Below are 21,457 nucleotides of genomic sequence, written 5' to 3' on the forward strand. Positions count from 1 at the left end.
ACCGCCACAAACCTCGGACCGGGAGCCTGGGGAAGCGGCTGCGCGTGGCCACCGACGACATCCTGACCCGACCGCTTGGCGGCAAGCCCAAAGCCGGTTCCTGGCTGCGGTCGCTACGGCAGGCGCGCGTCACCGCCCCGATGGTGCTGGGCGGCCTCGTGGCGGGTCTCGTCTTGGGTACCAGCATCCTCATGGTCGTGGGCGATCCTGGGGGCGGCGAGCCGAGCGCTACCGCGATCATCGCGCTGCGCCAGTCGGAGGCTGCTCCCGAAGCTTCGGCCCAGGTGCAAGCCAATGTCGAACGTCCGAAAACAGGTTCCAGCAGTGCCAGCGATGTCGAGAACGCCTCCGGTGTGACGGTGGTGCGCCCGACTGGAACGGCGGCGCCAACCGACGCGGTCGTGATCCAGGTCCCTTCCGCGGCACCAATCCGCCTGAGCGCCGCTCCCGATCCGCGCCTCGTCGAGCGCGGCCGCCACGGCAACATACCGCGTCTCGGCGAAGGCCGATTGCGTGCGCTCGACGTCTATGCGCGGCCCGATACCGGCGGAGTCGGCCCTCGGGTTGCCATCCTGGTCTCGGGTCTCGGAATTAGCCAAGCGGCCACGGCCAGCGCCATCACCCGGCTTCCACCGGCGGTCAGCCTCGCCTTCGCGCCCTATGGCAGCGATCTTGAGCGAACCGTCGCGCGAGCCCGCGAAGCTGGGCACGAAGCCCTGCTTCAGGCCCCGATGGAGCCCTTCGACTATCCCGACAGCGACCCTGGTCCACAGACCTTGCTGACCAGCTCGCGTCCGCCCGAGAATCTCGATCGCTTGAGCTGGGTGATGAGCCGGTTCTCCGGGTTCGTCGGTATCGTGAACTACATGGGTGCCAAACTCACGAGCGACCCGGCCGCTTTGGAGCCAATCCTGCGCGAGATCGGTGCCCGTGGCCTCGGCTTCGTCGATGACGGCACCTCGCCGCGCTCACTGGCAGCGTCTTTGGCTACCAAAGCGAAAGTGCCTGTCGCCCGCGCCGAGATCGTCCTCGACGCTCTTCCGCGTCCCGACGCCATTGATCGGGAGCTGGCTCGCCTCGAAGCTCAGGCGCGGCAGAAGGGGTTCGCTTTCGCCTCTGCCAGCGCGCTCCCGATGAGCATCGACCGAATCGCCCGCTGGGCCGCCGAGGCGGAGATGCGGGGGATCAGGCTTGTCCCCGTCAGCGTGGCCCTGGGCGGCAGCGGTGCAGGCACCCGTCTGACCAGCAACCGGCCATGACCCCACTCTGAATTGCGTGGCGACGCCGTTTCGTGCGTTGCGACACCTCACCGGCCTGCCTATGGTCCCCGCCATGACCGCATCTCCGACCGCCGACGGCGCCGATCTTCCGTACCGTTCCTGCGTCGGTATCACTCTGATCTCGCGTGCTGGGCTCGTCTTCATTGGACGGCGCCGGGCAGATGCAGGTCCGGAGCACGTTGCTGATGGTCGTGCCTGGCAGATGCCTCAAGGCGGGATCGACGCCGGCGAGGACCCCGAGGCCGCGGCGCTGCGCGAGCTCTACGAGGAGACCAATGTTTCCTCGGCGTCGGTCGTCCGCCTCGGCGAGGCGCCGGAATGGCTGTCCTACGATCTACCGCCGGCCGTGCTGAAGCAGGCCTGGAAGGGGCGATACCGGGGCCAGACCCAGAAGTGGTTCGCGTTCGGCTTCCTCGGCTCGGACGACGAGATCGACGTTGCGAATCCAGGCGAGGGGGCTTTCCCGTCGGAGTTCGATGCGTGGCGGTGGGAGCCGATGTCCGGCCTGCCGGACCTGATCGTTCCGTTCAAGCGTCCGGTCTACGAGGGTGTGGTGGATGCCTTCGCGGGGCTCACCACATGGAACGCCGCCACGTGATCGCCTGAGGCCGGGTCACGATGCGCTGGTGGTCGATTCCGATTCTGTTGGTCATCGGTTGGTTCGCGTTCACGCTGACCCCGCTCTGGGCCCTATACGATCTGGCCCGCGCCGTTCAGGCCCACGACACGGACTACATCGCCCGGCACGTCAATTTCCGGACTCTCCGATTGTCGGTCATCCGACAGGCGGTCGCGGCCGCCCAGGCGCGCGATCCGGCGGCACCCGATGTCGAGCCCCGGGATCGGCAGCGCATCGCCGAGGCCGCCGCCGCCCTGGCGATCCCAATCGCCGAGGCTCTGGTGACACCCGCCACGGTGGTCGACCTCCTGGACGACGGTTGGCCGCAATCCGTCGAGCTTGGACGCGATGGGCCGAAGACCAAGCCCGCAGGTGGCCTGCACATCGAAAGCGTCCGGCGGTTGATCCCGTTCTATCTCGCCTCCGAGATGCGCGGGTTCCGCACCGTCGTGATCGGCATACCACCCGAGGCGGGGAGGGATCGGCGATTGCGGATCCGCCTGCGCCTCCGCGGCTGGTCCTGGCGCCTCGTCGATATCGAACTGAACGAAGAGCTGCGCGAGCGCATCGCCCAGTCCTTCGTACGCACCAGCGCGAAGACGCGCTGACAGCTAAGGTGCCGCGGATCAGGGTTCGTCCGCACCCCGGTTCGTGAATCGGGCATTGCCGAGCCCGGTGCCGATGGTGAGCACCCCCCAGCGGGTCACATCCTGGCGATTCGGGACCTCGCTCAGTCCCTGGACGACGGCATCGTTGTGCATCACCACCATGGTGGCGTGATCGCCGATCCTGGGGATTGCTGCCGCGATCCGCTCTACGAGGTTGAAGTCGTCGCCTTCCCAGTGTCCGGGCAGGTTCTGGCCACCACGCTTGATCGTACCATCGGCCTCGATCATGCCCGGGCAGCCGATGCCAATGAAGGGCGCCAAGCTGAAGCTGGCCCGGTCCGCTCGGCGAATGAGATCCGACAGCATACCGATCAGCCGGTCCACGGCCTCGTCCCGACTCGGCATCGGATCTTCGTCGCGATGTCGCCAGATCTCCGAGCGCCACACTTCGCTGCGAGAGAGGTCCGGCGCTTTCTTCAGGTTCGTCGTCACCACGCCGGCACGGATGTTGCTGCCACCGATGTCAACGGCGAGCAGACTGTCATATCCCGCGAACATCCATGCGGGCGCCAGATGCACCGCACCGATCAGGCCGCCCTCGTCGGGATGGTGCCGAATGGGCTCGAGGGTCACATCGATACCCGCTGCGCGCAGGAGGACACCGGCTCGACCGATGGCGAGGTAGCCGACCTGGCTGTCGCTGAACCCGCCGCCGACCACGATCGCCTGCGTTCCGGCCCACCCGTCCTGGTTCAGGAAGATCTTGACCACTCGCGCGAGTTCCTGTCCGAAGCCCTCGATAGCGCTGAACACGACGCCCGAGGCGAGCGGGTCGTCGGCGACCAGAATCTGGTCGAGGCGCCGCTTCGAGAAATCACAGCTCTTCTTGTCGCCGAGAGGATCTGGACCGAGCGCGCGTAGGCTGTCGCGGCACGCTTCCAGCATCTCGCGAAAAGCTGACTTGGAGACCCGATCGCCGATGAAGCCGTCACCGTCCTTCAGCTCGATGTTGTAGTCGTCGACTACGACGGAGGGCAGCCTCTGGGCCGCGTGCGCGAGACCCGCCTCGCGGAACTGAATGTCCTTGACCATGCCGATTCGTCTACCCCTCGCCTCGCTGTCATGCGCACCTCAACGCCCAAGCCGTTTATTTGGGCTTCAGGGTTTCTCCGGCGGTCGGAGCCTTCGGCTCGCGGGCTTCCATGAGATCCTCGGCCTTGTCCTCGTCCGTATCGCCTCCGCGCTCGATCGTTTTCTCGGGATTGGCCGCCAGCGCGCGCACGATCTCCACGAGGCGCTCGCACTCGGCGGCGTACTTGTAGGTTTCGAGCACGATGGCGGCATCCCGAAGGGTGCGCAGGTCGCGCACCGTCTGCTTATTGGCGGTTTCACGCAGCTCGCTCTTCGCCGCGATCGCCTCTTCGAGCTTCGCGCCTTTCACATCGCAGGCGGCCTGTGCCGCGGCAGCGCTGGCGAAAAGAACGAGGGCAGTGGCGAGGGGGGTGCGCATCGTGGGGCTCCAGGGGGGCGGCGCGCGCACGATGCGCGGCCGGTTCAGGCGTGCTGAGGGTCGGAACGCAGGATCTCGTTGGCGAGGGCCACGAGCTGGCTCAGCCGGTAGGGTTTAGGAACGAAGATGGAATGCGCGACCGCATCGGCCTGGGACAAATGTCCGCGCCCTCCCGAGGTGTAGACGACCGGCAGGTTCGGCAAGTGCCGGCGCGCGCGATGCGCCAACGCGATGCCGTTCGTGTTGCGAGCCAAATCGATATCGGTGAAGAGCAGGTCCACCCGTTCCCGCGCCAGGATGTCCTCGGCTGCGTCGGCATCGGCTGCCGTGAGGACCCGGTAGCCCTCGTCGAGCAAGGCCTCGGCAGCCAGTTCGCAAACCATCGCCTCATCCTCGACCACCAGAACGGTCTCGGTGGCGATGCGCGGACGGAAGGCGGGCACGGTGGGAAAAGCGCAAGCGAAGGAAATCATGACGCAACTCCGACTCACCCGGCGTGAGGCCCTGAGGCCCGTGCCGGATCGCAAGACAAACGGGCGGCCGGTCGGCATCGTTCGCTGCCATTCACTCCAATTGCGCGGACTTGGTAAGCGAAGCTTTAACCTTGCGGGCTCGGTGGTGAACGGGTGCGCGCAGCATCCATGACCCGTACCTGGCACCTCGGCTTCGGAGTCGTCCTCACGGCCCTTGCAGGCTACGTCGACGCTCTTGGCTTCATCCGGCTCGGCGGCCTCTACACCTCGTTCATGAGCGGAAATACCACCCAGTTCGCGGTCTCGCTCGGACACGGCAACCTGCACCACGCGCTGTTGCCGGCGCTCTTGATTCTCGCGTTCCTGCTTGGTGGGATCTGCGGCGGCGGCCTCTCGGCCCTGACCCCGGCGCGCTGGGTCACGCCGGTCATCCTCGGTTTTGAAACGGCGGTGGTGAGTGCGGCCTTCCAGGCTGCGACGGCGGCTCCCGATTCCGGCATCGCGTCCCTCATGCTGGCCCTCGCCATGGGTGCGCAGAACGCCGTGCTCTCGCATGTTCAGGGCTTCCGGGCCGGAACCACCTTCGTCACGGGAGCGCTGTTCGGCTTCGGGCAGAAACTGGCGCTGGCACTCGCACGCCGCGGCGCCCGTCTGGCCTGGGTCGGCGATGCCGTCGTGTGGTTCTCGCTCCTGATCGGATCGATCGCCGGAACGGTCGCCTATGGGAAGCTGGCGTTGTATGCCCTCGCTATTCCCGCCGGCATCGCCGGTGTCCTCGCGCTCGTCGCGACGATCCTGATCGCGCGCACTCCCGTGTCCAAGGGGAGCGGCACCAAGATCGTTGCGAGGTGAGGCCGCGAGTTTCGCGCTTCAAGAGATCTGTCCGCATGAGAGCCCCCTCCCTCCTCGATCACGTCATGCCGGTTGTGGCCGGCGCCCACGTCACGCAGGCGGTCTGGCTGCAGGACACGGTCGCGTTCGCGCTCGGCGACGGCGGCGTCCTTGTCGTGTCGGATGAAGAAGCCAAGCGGGTGGAGGCGCATCCGGACTCCGGTATTCTCGTGGGCGCCAGTGACGGGCGCCGCCTCGTCACGGGAGGCGATGACGGACGGGTTGTGGCGATATCGGGCCGGGGCGAGGTCATCGAGGTTGCGAGCGTGAAGAACGGCGCCTGGATCGATGCTCTGGCCCTGCATGCCGATGGTGGCATCGCCTATGCGGCCGGCCGCAACGTCGTCGCCCGTGATGCCAAAGGCCGCGAGAAGACCTTCGCGGCTCCCTCCACAGCGCGCGGGCTTGCGTTCGCGCCAAAGGGCTACCGGCTCGCGGTCGCACACTACAACGGCGCCACCCTCTGGTATCCGAACCTCGAAACCGCGCCCGATTTCGTCGAGTGGAAGGGGTCTCATATCGACGTGACCTGGTCGCCGGACGGTCGTTTCGTGGTGACCACCATGCAAGAGAACTCCCTGCATGGCTGGCGCCTTCAGCCCGACCGCGGCCATATGCGGATGTCCGGCTACCCGGCGAAGGTGCGCTCGGTGTCCTGGTCGGGCGACGGCCATTGGCTCGCCACAAGCGGCGCCGAGGCGGCCATCGTCTGGCCGTTCGACTCGAAGGAAGGCCCGACCGGTAAGGCCCCCCGCGAGTGCGGCGTGCGCCCGGCGCGCGTCTCGCGCGTCGCGTTTCACCCCAAGGCACTCGTGCTGGCCATTGGCTACGAGGACGGCTGCATCCTGCTCGTGCGATTCGCGGACGCCTCCGAGTTGCTGGTGCGCCGGGCGGTCAAAGACAGCGCCATCTCGGCCCTGGCCTGGGATGGCCGCGGCAATCGTCTTGCCTTTGGCTGCGCCGATGGGCAGGCCGGTATCCTCAACCTTCCGGCCTGAGGCGCATCGTGGCCTTGCTGGGATTTGGAGCCCGCCGCCCCCCTGCGGATCAGGCGGCCCGCGCGGCGATCGTCGCCTGGGTCCGACGTTGTAGCGCCCTGCCGGATTCTGCCGTCGTGAAGGCCAGCGAGATTGTCTGTGCTGATCCGGCCTGCCCCGGCTTGGAGACTGTGATCCTCATCATGGTGTCCGGACGGCCGACTCGTGCCATCAAGGTCGTACGTGCGATGCCGGAGATTACGGAGGCCGACATCGTCGAAGCGTTCGCCAGGGAGGAGGGCGAGCGCGAGGCGTGATGGAACGACCGGAACCGGCCGTGCCGCCACGCTTTGTCCCACACCCGCAAGCGCGCAGAGGTGCCGATGTTTCGCGTCCTACGCACTCTCGGGCTCGCCCTCGGGCTCCTCGTTGGCGCCATCGCGGCGCAGGCCCCGGAATTCGCTCAGCAATATGCCCAGCGACTCGGCGGCACCCTTGATGAACTCCGCCGTGTCGTCTCCGGCTTCGAAGCCGATGCTGTCGCGACTGGCCGAAGCCGGGACGATGCTGTCGCACGCCTGCGCAGCGACGGCGATGCACTGGTGGCCCGACGCGGCGAGGCAGCTCGCCAGGACATCGCGCGCCTCGCTGCGTTGACCCGGCAGCGCCAAGCGCTCGCAGAAGCAGCCGGGCCTCTCGGACGCGTCGTCGTCCTGCTGCGTGATCCCGACCTCGCTCTCGCGCGCGCAACCTATCAGGACTACGCGCCCGCCATTCCCACGACGGCCGATGGCGTGACGGCGGGACTGCTCGGCTTTCTCGTCGCCTGGGCGGGTCTTCGCCTGCTCGTAGATCTCGGCCAGCGCGTCGTTGGCCGACGCACGCGACCCGTGCCCCGGCGGGCATGAACCAGAGCGCCGGGCCGTTGAGGCCCGACTGTTGCACGACGTCTACAGCCCGGCCGAACTGGGTGGACTAGGGTCTGTGCCTCAGCACGCGGGCCCCATCCTGGCGTCGATTCACGGCCTTAATCGAACCCATGCCGCGCGCGCCTATCACCTCCATCGATCCAGCCCTCGACGCCGCCGCGCTTCTACGCCGGATCGGCTTCATCGGCCTGTTCGTGGTCATGCCGGTCGCCGCTCAAGTCGCCCGGCGCGCGGTCGTGATCCTCGCACCAATCTCCATTGCGCTGCTGGTGCTCGCCAGCGCCATCGACGGCAAGTCCCGTTCGGTCCGGCCGGCCTCGACGCGCCTGCTTCGTTCGTCCGCTTTCCTGGCCGGCGCCCTGGTGATCCTGTGGTCGGCGCTGTCGCTGATCTGGACTCCGTTCCTCAGTCTCGCCACCGAGCGGCTTCTCAACCTCGTCGCGACCCTGCTGATGACCATCGGGGGATATCTTGCTCTCCCCGACCGGATGCGTTCGGCCAACCTCTACCTGCTGCCGGTAGGCGTCGCGGCGGCAGCCCTGTTCGCCATCGGACTCGGGCTCACGGGACAAGGGCCGTTCGGCCAGGGCTTCCTGCGCGCCGATGAGGATTCCATCCTGGACCGGGGTTTGATCCTTCTCATCCTGTTCGTCTGGCCTGCCGTATCATGGCTTCGGTCGCGCGGGCGCAATGGCGAGGCACTTGGCCTCGGCCTGGTTGTGTCGGTGGCGCTCCTGATTTCCCCGGGCCCGACGACCCTGGTCGCGCTCGCGATCGGAGCCGTGGCCTTCGCGCTCACCGCCTTCCGGCCGGTTTCCACTCCGCGTCTCCTGGCGGGCACCGCTGCGACGCTTCTCGTGCTGGGTCCGGTTCTCCCGTTCCTGGCGCGCCCGATCGGCGCGACCCTGTTCGGCGGCCGCGCGCCCGGCGTCCTCAGCCTGAAGGCATGGCAGACGATCGTCACCAGCGAGCCGGTGCGCCTCATCACCGGGCACGGCCTGGAGACGGCCCTGCGCGGCCGCTTCGTCAACCTGCTGCCGATGAATGCGCCGCGCACCCTGCTGTTCGAACTTTGGTACGAACTCGGGCTGGTGGGCGCTTTCGCCGCCGCGTTCGCCCTGTATGCCGCCATTCGCCGAGCGGGACGCGAGGCCTCCGTTCTGGTGCCGGGAGCGATGGCGGCCTTCGCGTCCGCGTTCGTCATCGCGTGTATCGGCGTCGGTATGACCGTGATGTGGTGGCTCACCACTCTGGCGGTCGCCATCCTGGTCTTCGTGGCGGTGGAGCGCGGGCAGTTCCGAACCCGCCGGCCCAAGGCCAGTCTGTTGCCCTCCGCGCTGAAGGCCTGACCCCGACAGCGGCGGACGTCTTTCGGGCGCCGGACGATCGCTTCCGATAAGGGGGCGCGGGGTTACGCGTCCGCAGCGGCCTCGATCGCCGCCATGTCGGCGTCCGACAAGCCGAAATGATGGCCAATCTCGTGAATGAGGACGTGCGTGACGAGATGGCCGAGGGTCTCGTCGTGTTCGGCCCATTCGTCGAGAAGGGGGCGGCGATAGAGCCAGACCTGGTTCGGCATCTGTCCGGTCGCGACATCGCCCCCCTGCGCCAGGCCGATGCCGCGGAATAGACCGAGGAGATCGAAGGGACTGTCGCAGTCCATTTCCTGCAAGGTCTCGTCGTCGGGAAAGTCTTCGATGTGGATGACGAGGCCCGCGCAGAGATTGCGGAACACCAGCGGAAGGTTGGAGAAGGCGGCGTGCGCCAAGTCCTCGAAATCCACGAGCCCCGGCGCTCGGGCCGACGTCCAGTCCCGGGGGATCTCGCGGGTCATACGAGTTCCGGCAGCACGCGCTGTTCCAGGAACCGGGCCAGATCGCTGGTGATATGGTCGATATGCGGCTCGCGCACGGCCTCCTGCTCGAAGGCTTCGCGAAACGGGTCGACCGTCGGGGGCACCACCAGAACGGTGGACATGCCGATGTCGTGCGGAACGACCAGGTTGCGGGCGATGTCCTCGAACAGGGCTGCCCGACGAGGGTCGACCCCGTGGCGCTTCAGGAATCGCTCATAGGTCGAGCGTTCGGGCTTTGGAACGAAGTCCGCATCCGCGATGTCGAAGACGTCCTCGAAATGGTCGAGGATACCGAGCTTGGCCGCGACGTTCTCGGCATGGCGGCGGGAGCCGTTGGTCAGGATCAGCTTGCGACCGGGCAGCCGTTCGATGGCGTCCCCGAGGGCAGGGTCGAGACGGATCGTGGAGTGATCGATGTCGTGAGCGAAATCGAGGAAGTCGTGCGGGTCGATCTCAGCCTCGACCATCAGCGCCTTCAGGGTCGTCCCGTAGCGATGATAGAAGTATTTCTGCAGGGCGCGGGCCGACAACCCGTCCAGGCCGTACAGGCGCATGACGTAGAGCGTGATGCGCTCGTCCACCTGTGGCCAGACGCGCGCATCGCTGGGATACAACGTGTTGTCGAGGTCGAAGACCCAAGTATCGACGTGGCGAAAGCCGCGGGACTGGGCGGTGGTAAAGTGAATCTCGCCGGGCAGGAACACGGTGTCGCAATGCGGTTCGGGGTGGGCGGAGAAGCCCGGCCGCTCCAAGTGGGGGCCGGACTCCGAGAAGGAAAGCGTGGCGTCGCTCCTTTTCAGAGCATGGCCGCAGCGATCCGGCAAGCAGGTGGCCGGCCAGACCATCGGCATGAGGCCATCGCAATGAGATCAGGTCGCGATCGAGGCCGTTCTGTTCCAGCGTAAAATGATTGGCATTTAGGCAATCCGGCAATATTTGAATGGTGAATAGGCATTGCCGGCATTGATTTGGCGATATGCTGCTCAAGATGCGGTTGAAATTTCCGGCGTATCACCTTAACCCGACATATACGAATGAGCGGCTATTGCAGTGTGGCCGTACAGCGCAAGGTGTGCCGCGGCGTACGACCCCGTAAACCGGGAGAAATTGCTTTGCTCGCTCGCGATTTCATGAACTTCTTCGATGCCTCCCGGCGTCAGGGCGTTATTCTCTCCTTCGGCGGCGACATCTCCGAGAATGTCCTCTTCTCGCTCGGCGAGGTGCTGAGGTTGCGGATGAGCCAGGGTGAAACGGACGCGACCGTGGCCAAGCGCGTCTTCGCGATCTTCGTCGAGCAGGCGCAGAACGTCATCCGATACTCCGCCGACAAGGTCGCGCAGCCGTCCGGACCCTCGCCGGGACTGATCAGCAACGGGGTCATCGTCGTCGGCATGGAAGCGGGGCGCTTCTACGTCGTCTGCGGCAACGAACTGCCCGAGGCGGATGTGCCCTCGCTGCGGGCCCGGCTCGACCATATCGCCAGCCTCAACAGCGATGAGCTGAAGGCGTTCTACCGCGAGAAGCTGCGTCAGCCGCCGGATGAGGGCAGCCTCGGGGGAAGCATCGGTCTGATCGAGATCGCACGGCGGTCCTCTGCGCCGGTCGAGTACGACTTTCAGGAGCTCGGCGCCGCGCGCAGCTTCTTCTGTCTCAAAGCCTATATCTGACGAGCCTGCCACCGATGGATCGAATCCAGATTCCCGCCACGGACCGCTCTCCGCAGGTCGACTTCGACTTCGCGGCCGGGCACCTGTCCCTGCGGGGCGAATCCTACCCCGAAGATGCGGCCGCCTTCTTCGGGCCGTTGCTGCAGGCCCTGCGCGCCTACCTGGCGATCGCGTCCGAGACCCCGATCGTGTTCGAGGTCCGGCTGGCCTACTTCAACTCGTCGAGTGCCAAGGCGCTGATGAACCTCTTCATGCCGCTCGAGGATGCCGCCGAAGGGGGACGTCGGGTCACGGTCGAGTGGCGTTTCCTGGATGGCGACGAGACGATCGAGGAGGCGGGCGAGGACTTCGCGGCCGACTTCTCCCATGCACGCTTCGAGCTGGTGAGGGAAACCGCATGACGCGCGCAGTCAGAGCCGCGACTGGAAACACGCCGGAGAAGGCGTCGGATTCCTTCAGTCTCTACGACGCCGAAGAGGCCGTGCTGACCCGGACGGAGGCGATGCTCTCCGGCCTCTCCGATGTGGCTGGCGGCGTCCAGGCCCTGGCCGATGCCTATCGCCGAGGTTACCGCGAGCAGCGCCGTCTGGTGCGGATGAGCGACCGGATGCAACTGGAGCTGCAGAAGGCCAATCATTGCCTCGCGGAGCAGCGCCGTGATCTGCAGTCGCTCAACGCGGCGCTCTCCAGTGAAATTGAGCTTCGGACGCGACTGGAGGCCGAATTGCGGCGTCTGGCCGACACCGACGATCTCACGGGTGCCCTCGCTCGGCGCCGGTTCATGGAGATCGCGGCCCGCGAATGGCTGCGCCACGAGCGCAGCGGCACGCCGGTCTGCATTCTCATGCTCGATCTCGACCGTTTCAAGCTTCTCAACGACAGCTTCGGTCACGCGGCCGGGGACGCCGCTCTGATGTCCTTCGTGACGACCTGCCGGGCCAACCTGAGGACCCTCGATTTCATCGGCCGTACCGGCGGCGAGGAATTCGCCATTGTCCTGCCGGATACGAGCCTGGAGGTCGGGCATGCTTTCGCCGAGCGCTTGCGGGACGCGGTCGCCGCGACGTCGGTGCCAGCGATGGACGCCGCGGTGACGATCACGGTGAGCATCGGTCTCGCCCAGGCGCGGCAGGGGGAGAGCCTGGAGAGCGCGATGCAGCGGGCGGATGCGGCCCTCTACACCGCCAAGGATGGCGGCCGGAACCGAGTCGCGCCGAAACCCGACACATCGGAGATCTCCGAGCATTCGATTCAGCCATGACGGACGAGGCCATCACCGAAGCCTTGCCCGCCAGCGGGGCGTCCGCATCGAAGCGTGGCGGCTCCCTGCGGGGAGCCGGTCCGCGGCAAAGCAGCGATTTCATGAGCGCTGCCGGATTCCTGGACGTGACCTCCAACGATCCCGGGACCATGCGGCCCGGCGCGCTTCGCGGTTCGGCGCAGGGACGCGACCTCGACAGTCTCGCACACACGTTGTTCCTGCGGATCTATCCCGTCATCGCCGTGGTCGTTCTGGTCACGCAGATCGGCATCGCCTGGGTGAACTATCGCGACCAGCTGCACCTCTACACCGAGCGGGCCGACCTGATGGCGGCGATCACCGCCAGTTCCATTGCCCGGCCAGAGTGGAGCGCAAGCCCTCAGGTCTACCACCGGCAGATGGAGGCTCTGACCCTCGACCCGGCTTTCCGTTCGGCCACGCTCCGCGATGCGAACGGGACGGTGCTGATGACCCTTGGCGAGACGCGGCGCGCGCGGTCCTTCGAACTCATCTCCGCTCAGGCGGATCTGGTTGCCGCCCCCGGCACTGCGCCGCTGGGCCGGCTGACCCTGTCGATCTCGGCTGAGGACCTGCGCAGCAATGCCGAGAAGCAGGGCATCCTCGCGGTCGTCACCAGTCTCATCCTGATGCTGGCGTTTGTTCTGACCCTGCACGCCAACGTGCGGCGCCACGTGCTGGCACCCTTGAAGCGCCTGCTGCTCGCCATGCGCGAGGTCGAGCACAAGCGCTGGGTGGCGGTGGAACTCGACGGAGCCTTCCGGGCCAGCAACGAAATCGACGTCATTTCCCAGGCCTTTAACCGTATGGTCGACGGCTTGCGCTCCGGGGACGAGGCGAAGCAGCTTCTGCAGCAATTGGAGCAGGCTCATCGCAAGCTCGCGGACGCCAACCACCTCGTCATGGAGAGCATCGGCTATGCCCGGCGCATTCAGAGTTCGGTCCTTCCCGACCGCAAGGCCCTCGATGGCACCGGCCTCGAGGTCGCGGTTCTATGGGAGCCGCTTCATCTCGTAGGCGGCGATTATTTCTGGCTCGAGGAGATCGACGGGCTCGGCATCCTGCTGGTCGCCGATTGTACCGGGCACGGCGTGCCAGGCGCCTTCCTCACCCTCATCGTCGCCACGGCCCTGGACCGGCTGATCCACGAGCGCGGCCTGCGTGATCCCGCCGCCATCCTGGTGGCCCTTGACGGAATGGTACGGACGCAACTGCGCCAGGATGGCCGCGGCTCGGAATCGGATGACGGGCTCGACTGCGGCCTCTGCATCTGGGACCCGGAGGCGGCGGAGATTCGCTTTGCCGGTGCCGGCACGGCCCTGACCACCCTCGACGGCGCGGCGGTGACCCGCATCCGCGGTGCCAAGCGCGGTATCGGCTATCCTCGGCGAACGGGCGAACACATCGCCATTGAGCAGTCGCGCCTGCGCGTCACTCCCGGGATGACCCTCTACCTGATGACCGATGGCATTACCGACCAGATGGGCGGCGCGGGGCCGACCCGGCGTCTCCTCGGCCATCGCGGCGTGACGGACATCCTCGCCAGCCACCAGCAGGCACCCTTGTCGGAGCAGGTGGCGATCCTCGACACGAACCTTGCGGCTTACCGGGCCGGCGAAGGCCGCCGCGATGATATGACCCTCGTGGCCTTCCGGCCGAAGGCGATGCCTCGCGCGATGTGAGCGCGAGGCAGGCGGCCGGGTCAGCCCCGGCGGATGAGGGTGCCGGCACCGTAATCGGTGAACAGCTCCAGCAGCACGGCGTGGCTGACCTTCCCATCGAGGATGACGACCGCCTCGACGCCCTGCTCCAGCGCGTAGATGCAGGTTTCCACCTTCGGGATCATGCCGCCGGTGATGGTCCCATCGGCGATGAGCCGGCGGCAATCGTCGATCGACAGCTCGGGAATCAGCTTCTTGTCCTTGTCGAGCACGCCCGGGACGTCGGTGAGCAGCAGCAGGCGCTTGGCCCGCAGGGCGCCCGCGATCGCGCCCGCAAACGTGTCGGCGTTGACGTTGTAGGTCTGGCCATCGGCGCCGAACGCCACCGGTGCGAGGACGGGGATCAGTTCCGCCTTCAGCACCGCGTCGAGCACTCCACGCTCGACATGCTCGGGCTCGCCCACGAGGCCGAGGTCGACTTCCTGCTCGGTCTGGCTCTCGGGATCGATGATGGTGCGGGTGGCCTTCTTGGCCCGGACCATGTTGCCGTCCTTGCCGCAAAGACCGACCGCGCGACCGCCCTCGGCCGAGATCCAACCGACGATCTGCTTGTTGATCGAACCGGCCAGAACCATCTCGACCACCTCGACGGTGGCCTCGTCGGTGACGCGCAGGCCGCCGCGGAACTCCGATTCGATGCCGAGTCGACCGAGCATCCGACCAATCTGCGGGCCGCCGCCATGGACGACGATCGGCTTCAGGCCGGACTGCTCCAGCAACACGATGTCCTCGGCGAAATCCTCGGCCGCCGCGCGGTCGCCCATGGCGTGGCCGCCATACTTGATCACGACGATTTCCTGATCGTAGCGCTGCATGTGCGGCAGGGCCTGGACCAGCACCTCGGCGCGCACATGAACGTTGGGCAGCGGTTCTTTCATCGTGGGGCTCGTCCTCGATGGCGCGTCGGGCACCGCGCGCGACGCCGGGCTTCTAACGCAGCCACGCGACGGTGCGAAGCAGCACCGGTACGAATTTCGCGAGGGAGCGACGGATTTCGCCAGGGCCGGCAAGGCGATGGGACGGTTCGGTACTGCGGGAGCGTGTCCAATGCGCCCGACCGTTCCAGCTTCGCTCAGCGTAAGCCTTCCTTAAGGTTGATGATTGATGATCGTCCCATCGCCGGGGATCCTGCACCATGCTGAATGCCGATCCGTTCCATCCGCGTCCCACGCTGCTCCATCCCAGCCATATCGCCATCGCGGTCGATCAACTCGGCCCGCAGGCCGGGTCTTCCTCCGAGATGTGGCGGCTCCTGACCGACCATTTCACGGTCGATCTCGACGCGGTCGCAGCCCTTCTGCCGCGCTCGGAGCCCGAGCCGCATTGGCTGCGGACGCGCGGCTGACAGCACCACGACAGGTCAATTGTCGCGCGCGTCATCGCTGACGGCACTGCATCCAACGATAAGAACCGATGCTGGCACACGCCATGCTTGGCCTGACTCGGGAAAAGCTTCTTCCAAGAACAACGAGACGAGGAACACCAAGGCAACGATCACGCGGCCGCTCGAACGCCGGAGCCATCCCGCGGACCTTATTCGCCATCTCGAACAAGGGGTCCGTCATGTCCGAATTGCTGTCCGTTGCCCTCGTTTGCGCCGCGACCCTCTTGGCCAAGGATTGCTCGCGCGACACCGCCCTCGACATCATCGTCTCGCCGGCGCGAACGCCGATGGAGTGCCTGATGCACGGGCAGACCCTGGCGGCCTCGACCGGTCTGCCCGGCGGCGATGATCGTTATCTCAAGGTGACCTGCGAACGTCGCCACGCCGATCTGCGTCACCTGCGCCGGGCCGGCTACGCCGCCGCCATCGTCCTCGTGCGCCGCGACGCGATCTGAACCCTCGGCGCCGGCCGATGTGGGTCTGCGGGGAAAGCCCGATTCAGGTGAGCGTCAAGGTCTCTCCCGTGGTCAGTACGCCGCCTGCCAGCACCTCGGCGTAGACGCCGCAATCGGTGTGGCCGAGGTGCTGGGCAAGTGTGCGCGGGATCGCGAGGTCGCGCTGGCCCGTCGCCGGATCGACATTCGTCGCCGCGCAGCGCTGGGTCCGTTTGTGGATGTGGAGGCGCACCCCGCCCGTCGTCGTGATCGTGCGGTCGACGAGATCGAGTTCGGCCCAGGGTGCCAGCCCCGAGACGTGCAGATTCGCCCGGAAGCGCAGCGGGTCCACGGCTGCGCCGGTGAGATCCTCCAGGGCCGCGACGCTGGCGAGGTTGAGGAGCGAGACGAAGCCGCGCGGGGAATCCGTGAATCGGTATCCCGCCGGCGCGGTCAAAACCTTGGCCGGTCCACGTAAGGACCCTGGTATGTATCCGGTCAGGAAGGCCTCGATGGCTGCACGTCCCTCCGGACGGGCGAGGTCGGCGCGTATCGCCACCGTGCCGCCCTGGCGGATCGTCAAGGTTCCATCCTGAGGATCGTAGTGCGTGTCGAGTTGCGCCAGCGCCTCGTCGCGCATGAGCATCAGGAACTTGATCTTCGGCTGATGGACCGGAGCCTCCGGATCGAAGCCCGAAGGGCCGTTCTCCACCGCAAACAGGCGGTCTCCTGGAAAATAATCCCCCGCCGTCAGGCTCGCCTGCGTCATCGCCTCGGGCGAGAGCCCCTTCACCGGGTAGCGATAGAGGGCGTCGAGGTGCAGGCAGGGGAAGTCGGTCATGTGCCGAGCGTGGCCCTGAAAGGCGGCGCAGCGCAAGTCCGCACCGGCTCTGAAATCCGTCGCGATCCGAACCCTTGTGGTGCCGATATGCAACACCACATCCTGGTGACCGGTGGCGATGTGGCGCCGGGGTCTCCAGCGGCACCGGCCGTGGGGGCGACGTCTCGGCGACCGGCCGTGCCGCGTGAAGCGGGCGGTGGGTCGAGCCGACACGGGGAGGTGGAACACCGATGAATTTTGAGATCTATACCGAACGCGCCCGCGGCTTCGTGCAGGCCGCGCAGAGCCTCGCGATGCGCGAGGGCCATCCGCAATTCCAGCCGGGCCATATCCTGAAGGTCCTGCTCGACGATCCCGAGGGTCTGTGCGCCGGTCTGATCGACCGGGCGGGCGGCCAGTCGCGGGTTGCGCTCGCACAGACCGAAGCCTGGCTTGCTAAGCAGCCGAAGGTGTCCGGCAACGCGTCCCAGCCGCAGGCGACGCGCGAACTCGTGCGCCTGTTCGACACGGCCGAGAAGGCCGCCGAGAAGGCCGGCGACAGCTACGTCACCGTCGAGCGCCTGCTGCTCGCTCTTGCGGTCGAAAAGGACACCGAAGCCGGCCGGGCGCTTGCGGCTGCCGGCGTAACGGCCACGTCGCTCAATGGCGCCATCAACGCGCTTCGCAAGGGCCGCACCGCCGACAACGCGACTGCCGAGAACGCCTACGATGCGCTCAAGAAATACGCCCGCGACCTCACGGAAGCGGCGCGCGAGGGCAAGCTCGACCCGGTGATCGGTCGCGACGAGGAGATCCGCCGCACGATCCAGGTCTTATCCCGGCGCACCAAGAACAACCCCGTCCTGATCGGCGAGCCCGGCGTCGGCAAGACTGCCATCGTCGAGGGGCTGGCGTTGCGCATCGTCGACGGCGACGTGCCGGAATCCTTACGCGACAAGAGCCTTCTCGCCCTCGACATGGGATCGCTGATCGCCGGTGCGAAATACCGCGGCGAATTCGAGGAACGGCTGAAGGGCGTGCTCTCCGAGGTCACGGCGGCGGAAGGCGGCATCATCCTGTTCATCGACGAGATGCACACCCTCGTCGGAGCCGGCAAGGCGGACGGGGCGATGGACGCCTCGAACCTGCTGAAGCCCGCTCTGGCACGGGGCGAGCTCCACTGCGTCGGCGCGACCACGCTGGACGAGTACCGCAAGCACGTGGAGAAGGACGCCGCCCTGGCGCGGCGCTTCCAGCCTGTCTTCGTGTCCGAGCCGACGGTCGAGGATACGGTGTCGATCCTGCGCGGAATCAAGGAGAAGTACGAGCAGCACCACGGCGTGCGCATCCAGGATGCGGCGCTGGTGGCGGCCGCGACCCTGTCGAACCGCTACATCACCGATCGTTTCCTGCCGGACAAAGCCATCGATCTGATGGACGAGGCCGGGTCGCGCCTGCGCATGCAGGTCGATTCGAAGCCTGAGGAGCTCGACAATATCGACCGCGAGATCGTGCGCCTGAAGATCGAGGGCGAGGCCCTGAAGAAGGAGACCGACTCCGCCTCCCGCGACCGTCTGGTGCGGCTGGAAAAGGAGCTGGGCGACCTTGAGGAACAGTCCGCCGCGATCACCTCGCGCTGGAAGGCCGAGAAGGACAAGTTGGGGGCGGCTGCCGAGCTCAAGAAGAAGCTCGACGAGGCCCGCAACGATCTCGCCTCGGCCCAGCGTCAGGGCCAGTACCAGCGCGCCGGCGAACTCGCCTACGGGGTGATCCCGGGCCTGGAGCGTCAACTCGCCGAGATCGAGGCGCAGGCCGAGAGCGCCATCGTGCGCGACGGCATGGTCGAGGAGGCGGTGACGCCGGCCCATATCGCGGGCGTCGTCTCGCGTTGGACCGGGGTGCCCGTCGACAAGATGCTGGAGGGCGAGCGCGACAAACTCCTGGCTATGGAGAACGCGCTGGGCGAGCGCGTGGTCGGTCAACGCGAGGCGGTAGAGGCGGTGGCGACTGCCGTCCGTCGGGCTCGCGCCGGCCTCCAGGATCCGAACCGGCCGATCGGCTCGTTCATCTTCCTGGGGCCGACCGGCGTCGGAAAGACCGAGCTGACCAAGGCTTTGGCCGGCTTCCTGTTCGACGACGACACGGCGCTGGTTCGCCTCGACATGTCGGAATACATGGAGAAGCACTCCGTGGCTCGGCTGATCGGCGCGCCTCCGGGTTATGTCGGCTACGAGGAGGGTGGTGCGCTCACCGAGGCCGTGCGGCGTCGACCCTATCAGGTCGTGCTGTTCGACGAGATCGAGAAGGCGCATCCGGACGTGTTCAACGTCCTGCTGCAGGTGCTCGATGACGGGCGCCTGACGGACGGCCAGGGGCGGACGGTGGATTTTCGCAATACGCTCCTGATCATGACCTCGAATCTCGGTTCGGAATACCTCGTCAATCAGGGCGAGGGCGACGACACCGATGCCGTGCGCGAGGAAGTGATGGGAGTGGTGCGCAGCCACTTCAGGCCGGAATTTCTCAACCGGATCGACGAGATCATCCTCTTCCACCGCCTGAAGCGGTCCGAGATGGGGGCGATCGTCGAGATCCAGTTGAAGCGCCTGCAGAAGCTCCTCGACGAGCGGAAGATCACCCTCGACGTCGAGCCTGAGGCGCGCGACTGGCTTGCCGACAAGGGCTACGACCCGGCCTACGGGGCGCGCCCCCTGAAGCGGGTGATCCAGAAGGCGGTGCAGGACCGGCTGGCCGAGCAGCTCCTGTCGGGGTTGATCCACGACGGGGAAGCCGTGCCGGTGCAGGTCGGTCCGCTTGGTCTCACGGTCGGCAAGTCCGGCCTCAGCACCGAGCGCCGTCCGGAGAGCGTGACTCTGAACTGATCGGTTCCGCACGACGCGATCAGAAAGGCCCGCGACGGCTCCCGCCGCCGCGGGCCTCGCCGTTTCAGAGGTTTACTGTCCCGAATGCAGGATCACCCGCCGGAGGCGGCCGTCGAGATCCCGGAAGCGGGCGCCGATGCCCCGGACGGCGCAGGTCTGAAAGGTGTCGCCGGCAAAGAAGCCCCGTGCCCCTTGCTCGCGGCAGGCCAGCAGGGGCGGGACCAGCACGGCGCTCAATCCAACGAGAAGTACCAGCGCCATGTTCAGGAGAACGGCACCGAGCCAGCCGAGTGGAGACAGGAACGGCTTGTCCGAGGCGCCCGTATCCTCGTCCGGACGCCGCAGGTCGCGTACGGCCGCGCTTCCGCGCCGACGCTCCGCCATCCGCGTATCGAGGTCACGGACCTTCAAGATCTCCGTCACCGACAGTCCCTTCTACTTCCCAGTCTCGCACGCGAAGCCTCGCGCCCCAGCCCCGTGATCATCGCGGTCGAACCATCAAGGAAACCTGAAGGCGCGGATCCTCGCAGCCGCCTTCCCCCTGACAAACCGACGTCAAGCTTGTGAACGGGCGTGAATTCGCCTTGAGCAGCGGCAGCATTTGCGGAGAATGCGCGCGCACCACTGCTTCCCTCATTCTCAGGACGTCCCGATGTCGACACCCACGCCGGAGCGAAAGGCCGACTCCGCCGCGATGGAGAGCGCCCTGTCACGGGCCGGCATCCGGTTTACCGCCTGGGCTGAGAAGTGGTTTCCGGATGCCTTCATCTTCGTGGCCATCGCTGTGGTTATCGTGGCGCTGGGCGCCCTGGCCAACGGGGCACCGGCTCCCGCCATCGCCAAGAGCTTCGGCGATGGCTTCTGGAGCCTGATCCCGTTCACCATGCAGATGGCCTTCGTGACGATCGGCGGCTACGTCGTGGCGACGGCGCCACCGGTCCAGGCGCTGATCGACCGCCTCGCCGCCATCCCGAAATCCGGGCGTGGGGCCGTCGGGTTCGTGGCCGCGGCGACCATGCTGTCCTCGTTCCTGAGCTGGGGCCTCAGTCTGATCTTCGGCGGCCTGCTCGCCCGCGCCCTGGCCCGCCGCACCGAACTCCGCATGGATTACCGTGCCGCCGGAGCCGCCGCCTATCTGGGGCTCGGCGCCACGTGGGCGATGGGCCTCAGCTCCTCGGCCGCCCAGCTCCAGGCCAATGCTGCGAGCCTGCCCAAGGCGCTCCTGCCGATCACCGGCGTGATCCCCTTCAGTGAGACCATCTTCCTGTGGCAGTCGATGCTGATCGCCGCGGTTCTGTTCGTGATGTCGGTGATCATCGCCTACGCATCGGCGCCGCGTCCGAACACGGCCGTGACCGCCGAGGATCTCGGCGTGAACGTTGCCCGCGAAAAGACCGATCTCGGGCGGCCCGAGCAGCCCGGCGAGTGGCTGGAGCATTCCCCGATCCTGACGATCCTGCTGGTGGTGATCGCGGGCGGCTGGATCTACCAGGAGTTCGCGCGCCAATCCTGGATCACCGCGATCTCGAACCTCAACACCTACAACCTGCTGTTCATCACTCTCGGTCTGCTGCTGCATTGGCGCCCCAAGCGCTTTCTCGTGGCGGTGGCGAAGGCCGTGCCGGCGACCGCCGGCATCTTGATCCAGTTCCCGCTCTACGCAGCCATCAGCGCGATGTTGACCGGGCCGAAGAACGCGGCCGGCATCTCGGTTTCCGAGGTCATCACCCACGCCTTCGTCAGCCTGAACACCACGGGCAGCTTCCCGATTTCGATGGGTGTCTACTCGGCGGTGCTCGGCTTCTTCGTGCCTTCGGGTGGCGGCAAGTGGTTGCTGGAAGCGCCCTACGTGATGCAGGCGGCCAACGAACTGCAGGTCCATCTCGGCTGGGCCGTGATGGTCTACAACGCGGCCGAGGCCTTGCCGAACCTGATCAACCCCTTCTGGATGCTACCACTGCTCGGCATTCTCGGACTGAAGGCGCGCGATATCGTCGGATTCAGCTTCCTGCAGCTTCTCATCCACCTGCCGGTGGTGCTGTTCCTGCTCTGGGCCCTGGCCTTCACGCTGACCTATCACCCGCCGGTAATGCCGTAGGCAGGAGCCGGAAGCCGGACGGGAGGAGCA

General features: G+C 66.7%; 24 protein-coding genes. 16 read left to right on the plus strand and 8 right to left on the minus strand.

Annotation, left to right across the window (positions count from 1 at the left end; genetic code table 11):
- The first annotated feature begins 38 nt into the window (after positions 1-38).
- The 3 genes from ACV7NL_RS08175 to ACV7NL_RS08185 all read left to right on the plus strand — a co-directional run bounded on the left by ACV7NL_RS08175 (position 39) and on the right by ACV7NL_RS08185 (position 2,507).
- A complete protein-coding gene (locus tag ACV7NL_RS08175) occupies positions 39-1,259 on the plus strand; it encodes a divergent polysaccharide deacetylase family protein (RefSeq protein ID WP_463357083.1) in 1,221 nt (406 codons plus the stop codon).
- A 61-nt stretch (positions 1,260-1,320) separates the two neighbouring features.
- Complete coding sequence (locus tag ACV7NL_RS08180) at positions 1,321-1,878, plus strand: RNA pyrophosphohydrolase (RefSeq protein ID WP_463357084.1); 558 nt, start codon at positions 1,321-1,323, stop codon at positions 1,876-1,878.
- A 20-nt stretch (positions 1,879-1,898) separates the two neighbouring features.
- Positions 1,899-2,507, plus strand: a complete 609-nt coding sequence (locus ACV7NL_RS08185) for a DUF2939 domain-containing protein (RefSeq protein ID WP_056484110.1) — start codon at positions 1,899-1,901, stop codon at positions 2,505-2,507.
- Positions 2,508-2,525: 18 nt separating this feature from the next.
- Here ACV7NL_RS08185 and ACV7NL_RS08190 read toward each other — a convergent pair whose 3' ends face one another.
- The 3 genes from ACV7NL_RS08190 to ACV7NL_RS08200 are packed head-to-tail and all read right to left on the minus strand — an operon-like array spanning position 2,526 to position 4,490.
- Complete coding sequence (locus ACV7NL_RS08190) at positions 2,526-3,599, minus strand: ROK family protein (RefSeq protein WP_056484114.1); 1,074 nt, start codon at positions 3,597-3,599, stop codon at positions 2,526-2,528.
- 55 nt (positions 3,600-3,654) lie between these two features.
- Positions 3,655-4,017 carry a hypothetical protein gene (locus ACV7NL_RS08195; RefSeq protein ID WP_056179460.1) on the minus strand — a complete coding sequence of 121 codons (363 nt, stop codon included), beginning with the start codon at positions 4,015-4,017 and terminating at the stop codon, positions 3,655-3,657.
- Positions 4,018-4,061: 44 nt separating this feature from the next.
- Positions 4,062-4,490 carry a response regulator gene (locus ACV7NL_RS08200; protein WP_056179462.1) on the minus strand — a complete coding sequence of 143 codons (429 nt, stop codon included), beginning with the start codon at positions 4,488-4,490 and terminating at the stop codon, positions 4,062-4,064.
- A 168-nt stretch (positions 4,491-4,658) separates the two neighbouring features.
- Between ACV7NL_RS08200 and ACV7NL_RS08205 the strand changes: the two genes are divergently transcribed.
- The 5 genes from ACV7NL_RS08205 to ACV7NL_RS08225 all read left to right on the plus strand — a co-directional run bounded on the left by ACV7NL_RS08205 (position 4,659) and on the right by ACV7NL_RS08225 (position 8,636).
- On the plus strand, positions 4,659-5,342 hold the full coding sequence (locus ACV7NL_RS08205) for a YoaK family protein (protein ID WP_056179465.1): 684 nt from the start codon (positions 4,659-4,661) through the stop codon (positions 5,340-5,342).
- A 35-nt stretch (positions 5,343-5,377) separates the two neighbouring features.
- The gene (locus tag ACV7NL_RS08210) at positions 5,378-6,379 is read left to right on the plus strand and encodes a WD40 repeat domain-containing protein (protein WP_463355375.1); all 1,002 of its coding nucleotides are present in this window, start codon (positions 5,378-5,380) and stop codon (positions 6,377-6,379) included.
- A 116-nt stretch (positions 6,380-6,495) separates the two neighbouring features.
- Positions 6,496-6,675 carry a hypothetical protein gene (locus tag ACV7NL_RS08215; RefSeq protein WP_244476930.1) on the plus strand — a complete coding sequence of 60 codons (180 nt, stop codon included), beginning with the start codon at positions 6,496-6,498 and terminating at the stop codon, positions 6,673-6,675.
- 66 nt (positions 6,676-6,741) lie between these two features.
- A complete protein-coding gene (locus tag ACV7NL_RS08220) occupies positions 6,742-7,266 on the plus strand; it encodes a DUF2937 family protein (RefSeq protein ID WP_056180067.1) in 525 nt (174 codons plus the stop codon).
- A 131-nt stretch (positions 7,267-7,397) separates the two neighbouring features.
- A complete protein-coding gene (locus ACV7NL_RS08225; protein ID WP_463355376.1) occupies positions 7,398-8,636 on the plus strand; it encodes a peptide ABC transporter permease in 1,239 nt (412 codons plus the stop codon).
- Between the two features lie 62 nt (positions 8,637-8,698).
- Here ACV7NL_RS08225 and ACV7NL_RS08230 read toward each other — a convergent pair whose 3' ends face one another.
- Both ACV7NL_RS08230 and ACV7NL_RS08235 read right to left on the minus strand, forming a co-directional pair.
- The gene (locus tag ACV7NL_RS08230; protein WP_463355377.1) at positions 8,699-9,121 is read right to left on the minus strand and encodes a metallopeptidase family protein; all 423 of its coding nucleotides are present in this window, start codon (positions 9,119-9,121) and stop codon (positions 8,699-8,701) included.
- Positions 9,118-9,846: a pyrimidine 5'-nucleotidase gene (locus ACV7NL_RS08235; RefSeq protein WP_056484576.1), complete on the minus strand. Its 729-nt coding sequence runs from the start codon at positions 9,844-9,846 to the stop codon at positions 9,118-9,120. The genes ACV7NL_RS08230 and ACV7NL_RS08235 overlap by 4 nt, the downstream gene beginning before the upstream one ends.
- A 426-nt stretch (positions 9,847-10,272) precedes the next feature.
- Between ACV7NL_RS08235 and ACV7NL_RS08240 the strand changes: the two genes are divergently transcribed.
- The 4 genes from ACV7NL_RS08240 to ACV7NL_RS08255 all read left to right on the plus strand — a co-directional run bounded on the left by ACV7NL_RS08240 (position 10,273) and on the right by ACV7NL_RS08255 (position 13,770).
- The gene (locus ACV7NL_RS08240) at positions 10,273-10,809 is read left to right on the plus strand and encodes a SiaB family protein kinase (RefSeq protein ID WP_282103752.1); all 537 of its coding nucleotides are present in this window, start codon (positions 10,273-10,275) and stop codon (positions 10,807-10,809) included.
- A 14-nt stretch (positions 10,810-10,823) separates the two neighbouring features.
- Positions 10,824-11,210: a DUF1987 domain-containing protein gene (locus ACV7NL_RS08245; RefSeq protein ID WP_463355378.1), complete on the plus strand. Its 387-nt coding sequence runs from the start codon at positions 10,824-10,826 to the stop codon at positions 11,208-11,210.
- Positions 11,207-12,070, plus strand: coding sequence for a GGDEF domain-containing protein (locus ACV7NL_RS08250; protein WP_463355379.1), 864 nt, complete (start codon positions 11,207-11,209; stop codon positions 12,068-12,070). The genes ACV7NL_RS08245 and ACV7NL_RS08250 overlap by 4 nt, the downstream gene beginning before the upstream one ends.
- A 101-nt stretch (positions 12,071-12,171) precedes the next feature.
- Entirely contained in the window at positions 12,172-13,770 is a 1,599-nt protein-coding gene (locus tag ACV7NL_RS08255) for a SpoIIE family protein phosphatase (protein ID WP_463355380.1), read from the plus strand.
- 20 nt (positions 13,771-13,790) lie between these two features.
- Here ACV7NL_RS08255 and argB read toward each other — a convergent pair whose 3' ends face one another.
- The gene (argB, locus tag ACV7NL_RS08260; RefSeq protein WP_056179492.1) at positions 13,791-14,687 is read right to left on the minus strand and encodes an acetylglutamate kinase; all 897 of its coding nucleotides are present in this window, start codon (positions 14,685-14,687) and stop codon (positions 13,791-13,793) included.
- Between the two features lie 257 nt (positions 14,688-14,944).
- Here argB and ACV7NL_RS08265 point away from each other — a divergent pair, with 257 nt between their 5' ends.
- Together ACV7NL_RS08265 and ACV7NL_RS08270 are read left to right on the plus strand one after the other, a co-directional pair.
- On the plus strand, positions 14,945-15,154 hold the full coding sequence (locus ACV7NL_RS08265; RefSeq protein WP_056179495.1) for a hypothetical protein: 210 nt from the start codon (positions 14,945-14,947) through the stop codon (positions 15,152-15,154).
- A gap of 218 nt (positions 15,155-15,372) precedes the next feature.
- A complete protein-coding gene (locus tag ACV7NL_RS08270) occupies positions 15,373-15,648 on the plus strand; it encodes a hypothetical protein (RefSeq protein WP_056179498.1) in 276 nt (91 codons plus the stop codon).
- A gap of 43 nt (positions 15,649-15,691) precedes the next feature.
- On the opposite strand, the gene ACV7NL_RS08275 is transcribed toward ACV7NL_RS08270, so the two are convergent.
- The gene (locus tag ACV7NL_RS08275) at positions 15,692-16,468 is read right to left on the minus strand and encodes an MOSC domain-containing protein (protein WP_463355381.1); all 777 of its coding nucleotides are present in this window, start codon (positions 16,466-16,468) and stop codon (positions 15,692-15,694) included.
- A gap of 230 nt (positions 16,469-16,698) precedes the next feature.
- Here ACV7NL_RS08275 and clpB point away from each other — a divergent pair, with 230 nt between their 5' ends.
- Positions 16,699-19,329 carry an ATP-dependent chaperone ClpB gene (gene clpB / locus ACV7NL_RS08280; RefSeq protein ID WP_463355382.1) on the plus strand — a complete coding sequence of 877 codons (2,631 nt, stop codon included), beginning with the start codon at positions 16,699-16,701 and terminating at the stop codon, positions 19,327-19,329.
- Positions 19,330-19,401: 72 nt separating this feature from the next.
- Here clpB and ACV7NL_RS08285 read toward each other — a convergent pair whose 3' ends face one another.
- Positions 19,402-19,752, minus strand: coding sequence for a hypothetical protein (locus ACV7NL_RS08285; RefSeq protein ID WP_156633758.1), 351 nt, complete (start codon positions 19,750-19,752; stop codon positions 19,402-19,404).
- 229 nt (positions 19,753-19,981) lie between these two features.
- Between ACV7NL_RS08285 and ACV7NL_RS08290 the strand changes: the two genes are divergently transcribed.
- Positions 19,982-21,427, plus strand: coding sequence for a short-chain fatty acid transporter (locus ACV7NL_RS08290; RefSeq protein WP_056484148.1), 1,446 nt, complete (start codon positions 19,982-19,984; stop codon positions 21,425-21,427).
- Positions 21,428-21,457 lie beyond the last annotated feature (30 nt).

The sequence above is a fragment of the Methylobacterium sp. Ger2507 genome (genome assembly GCF_055231875.1).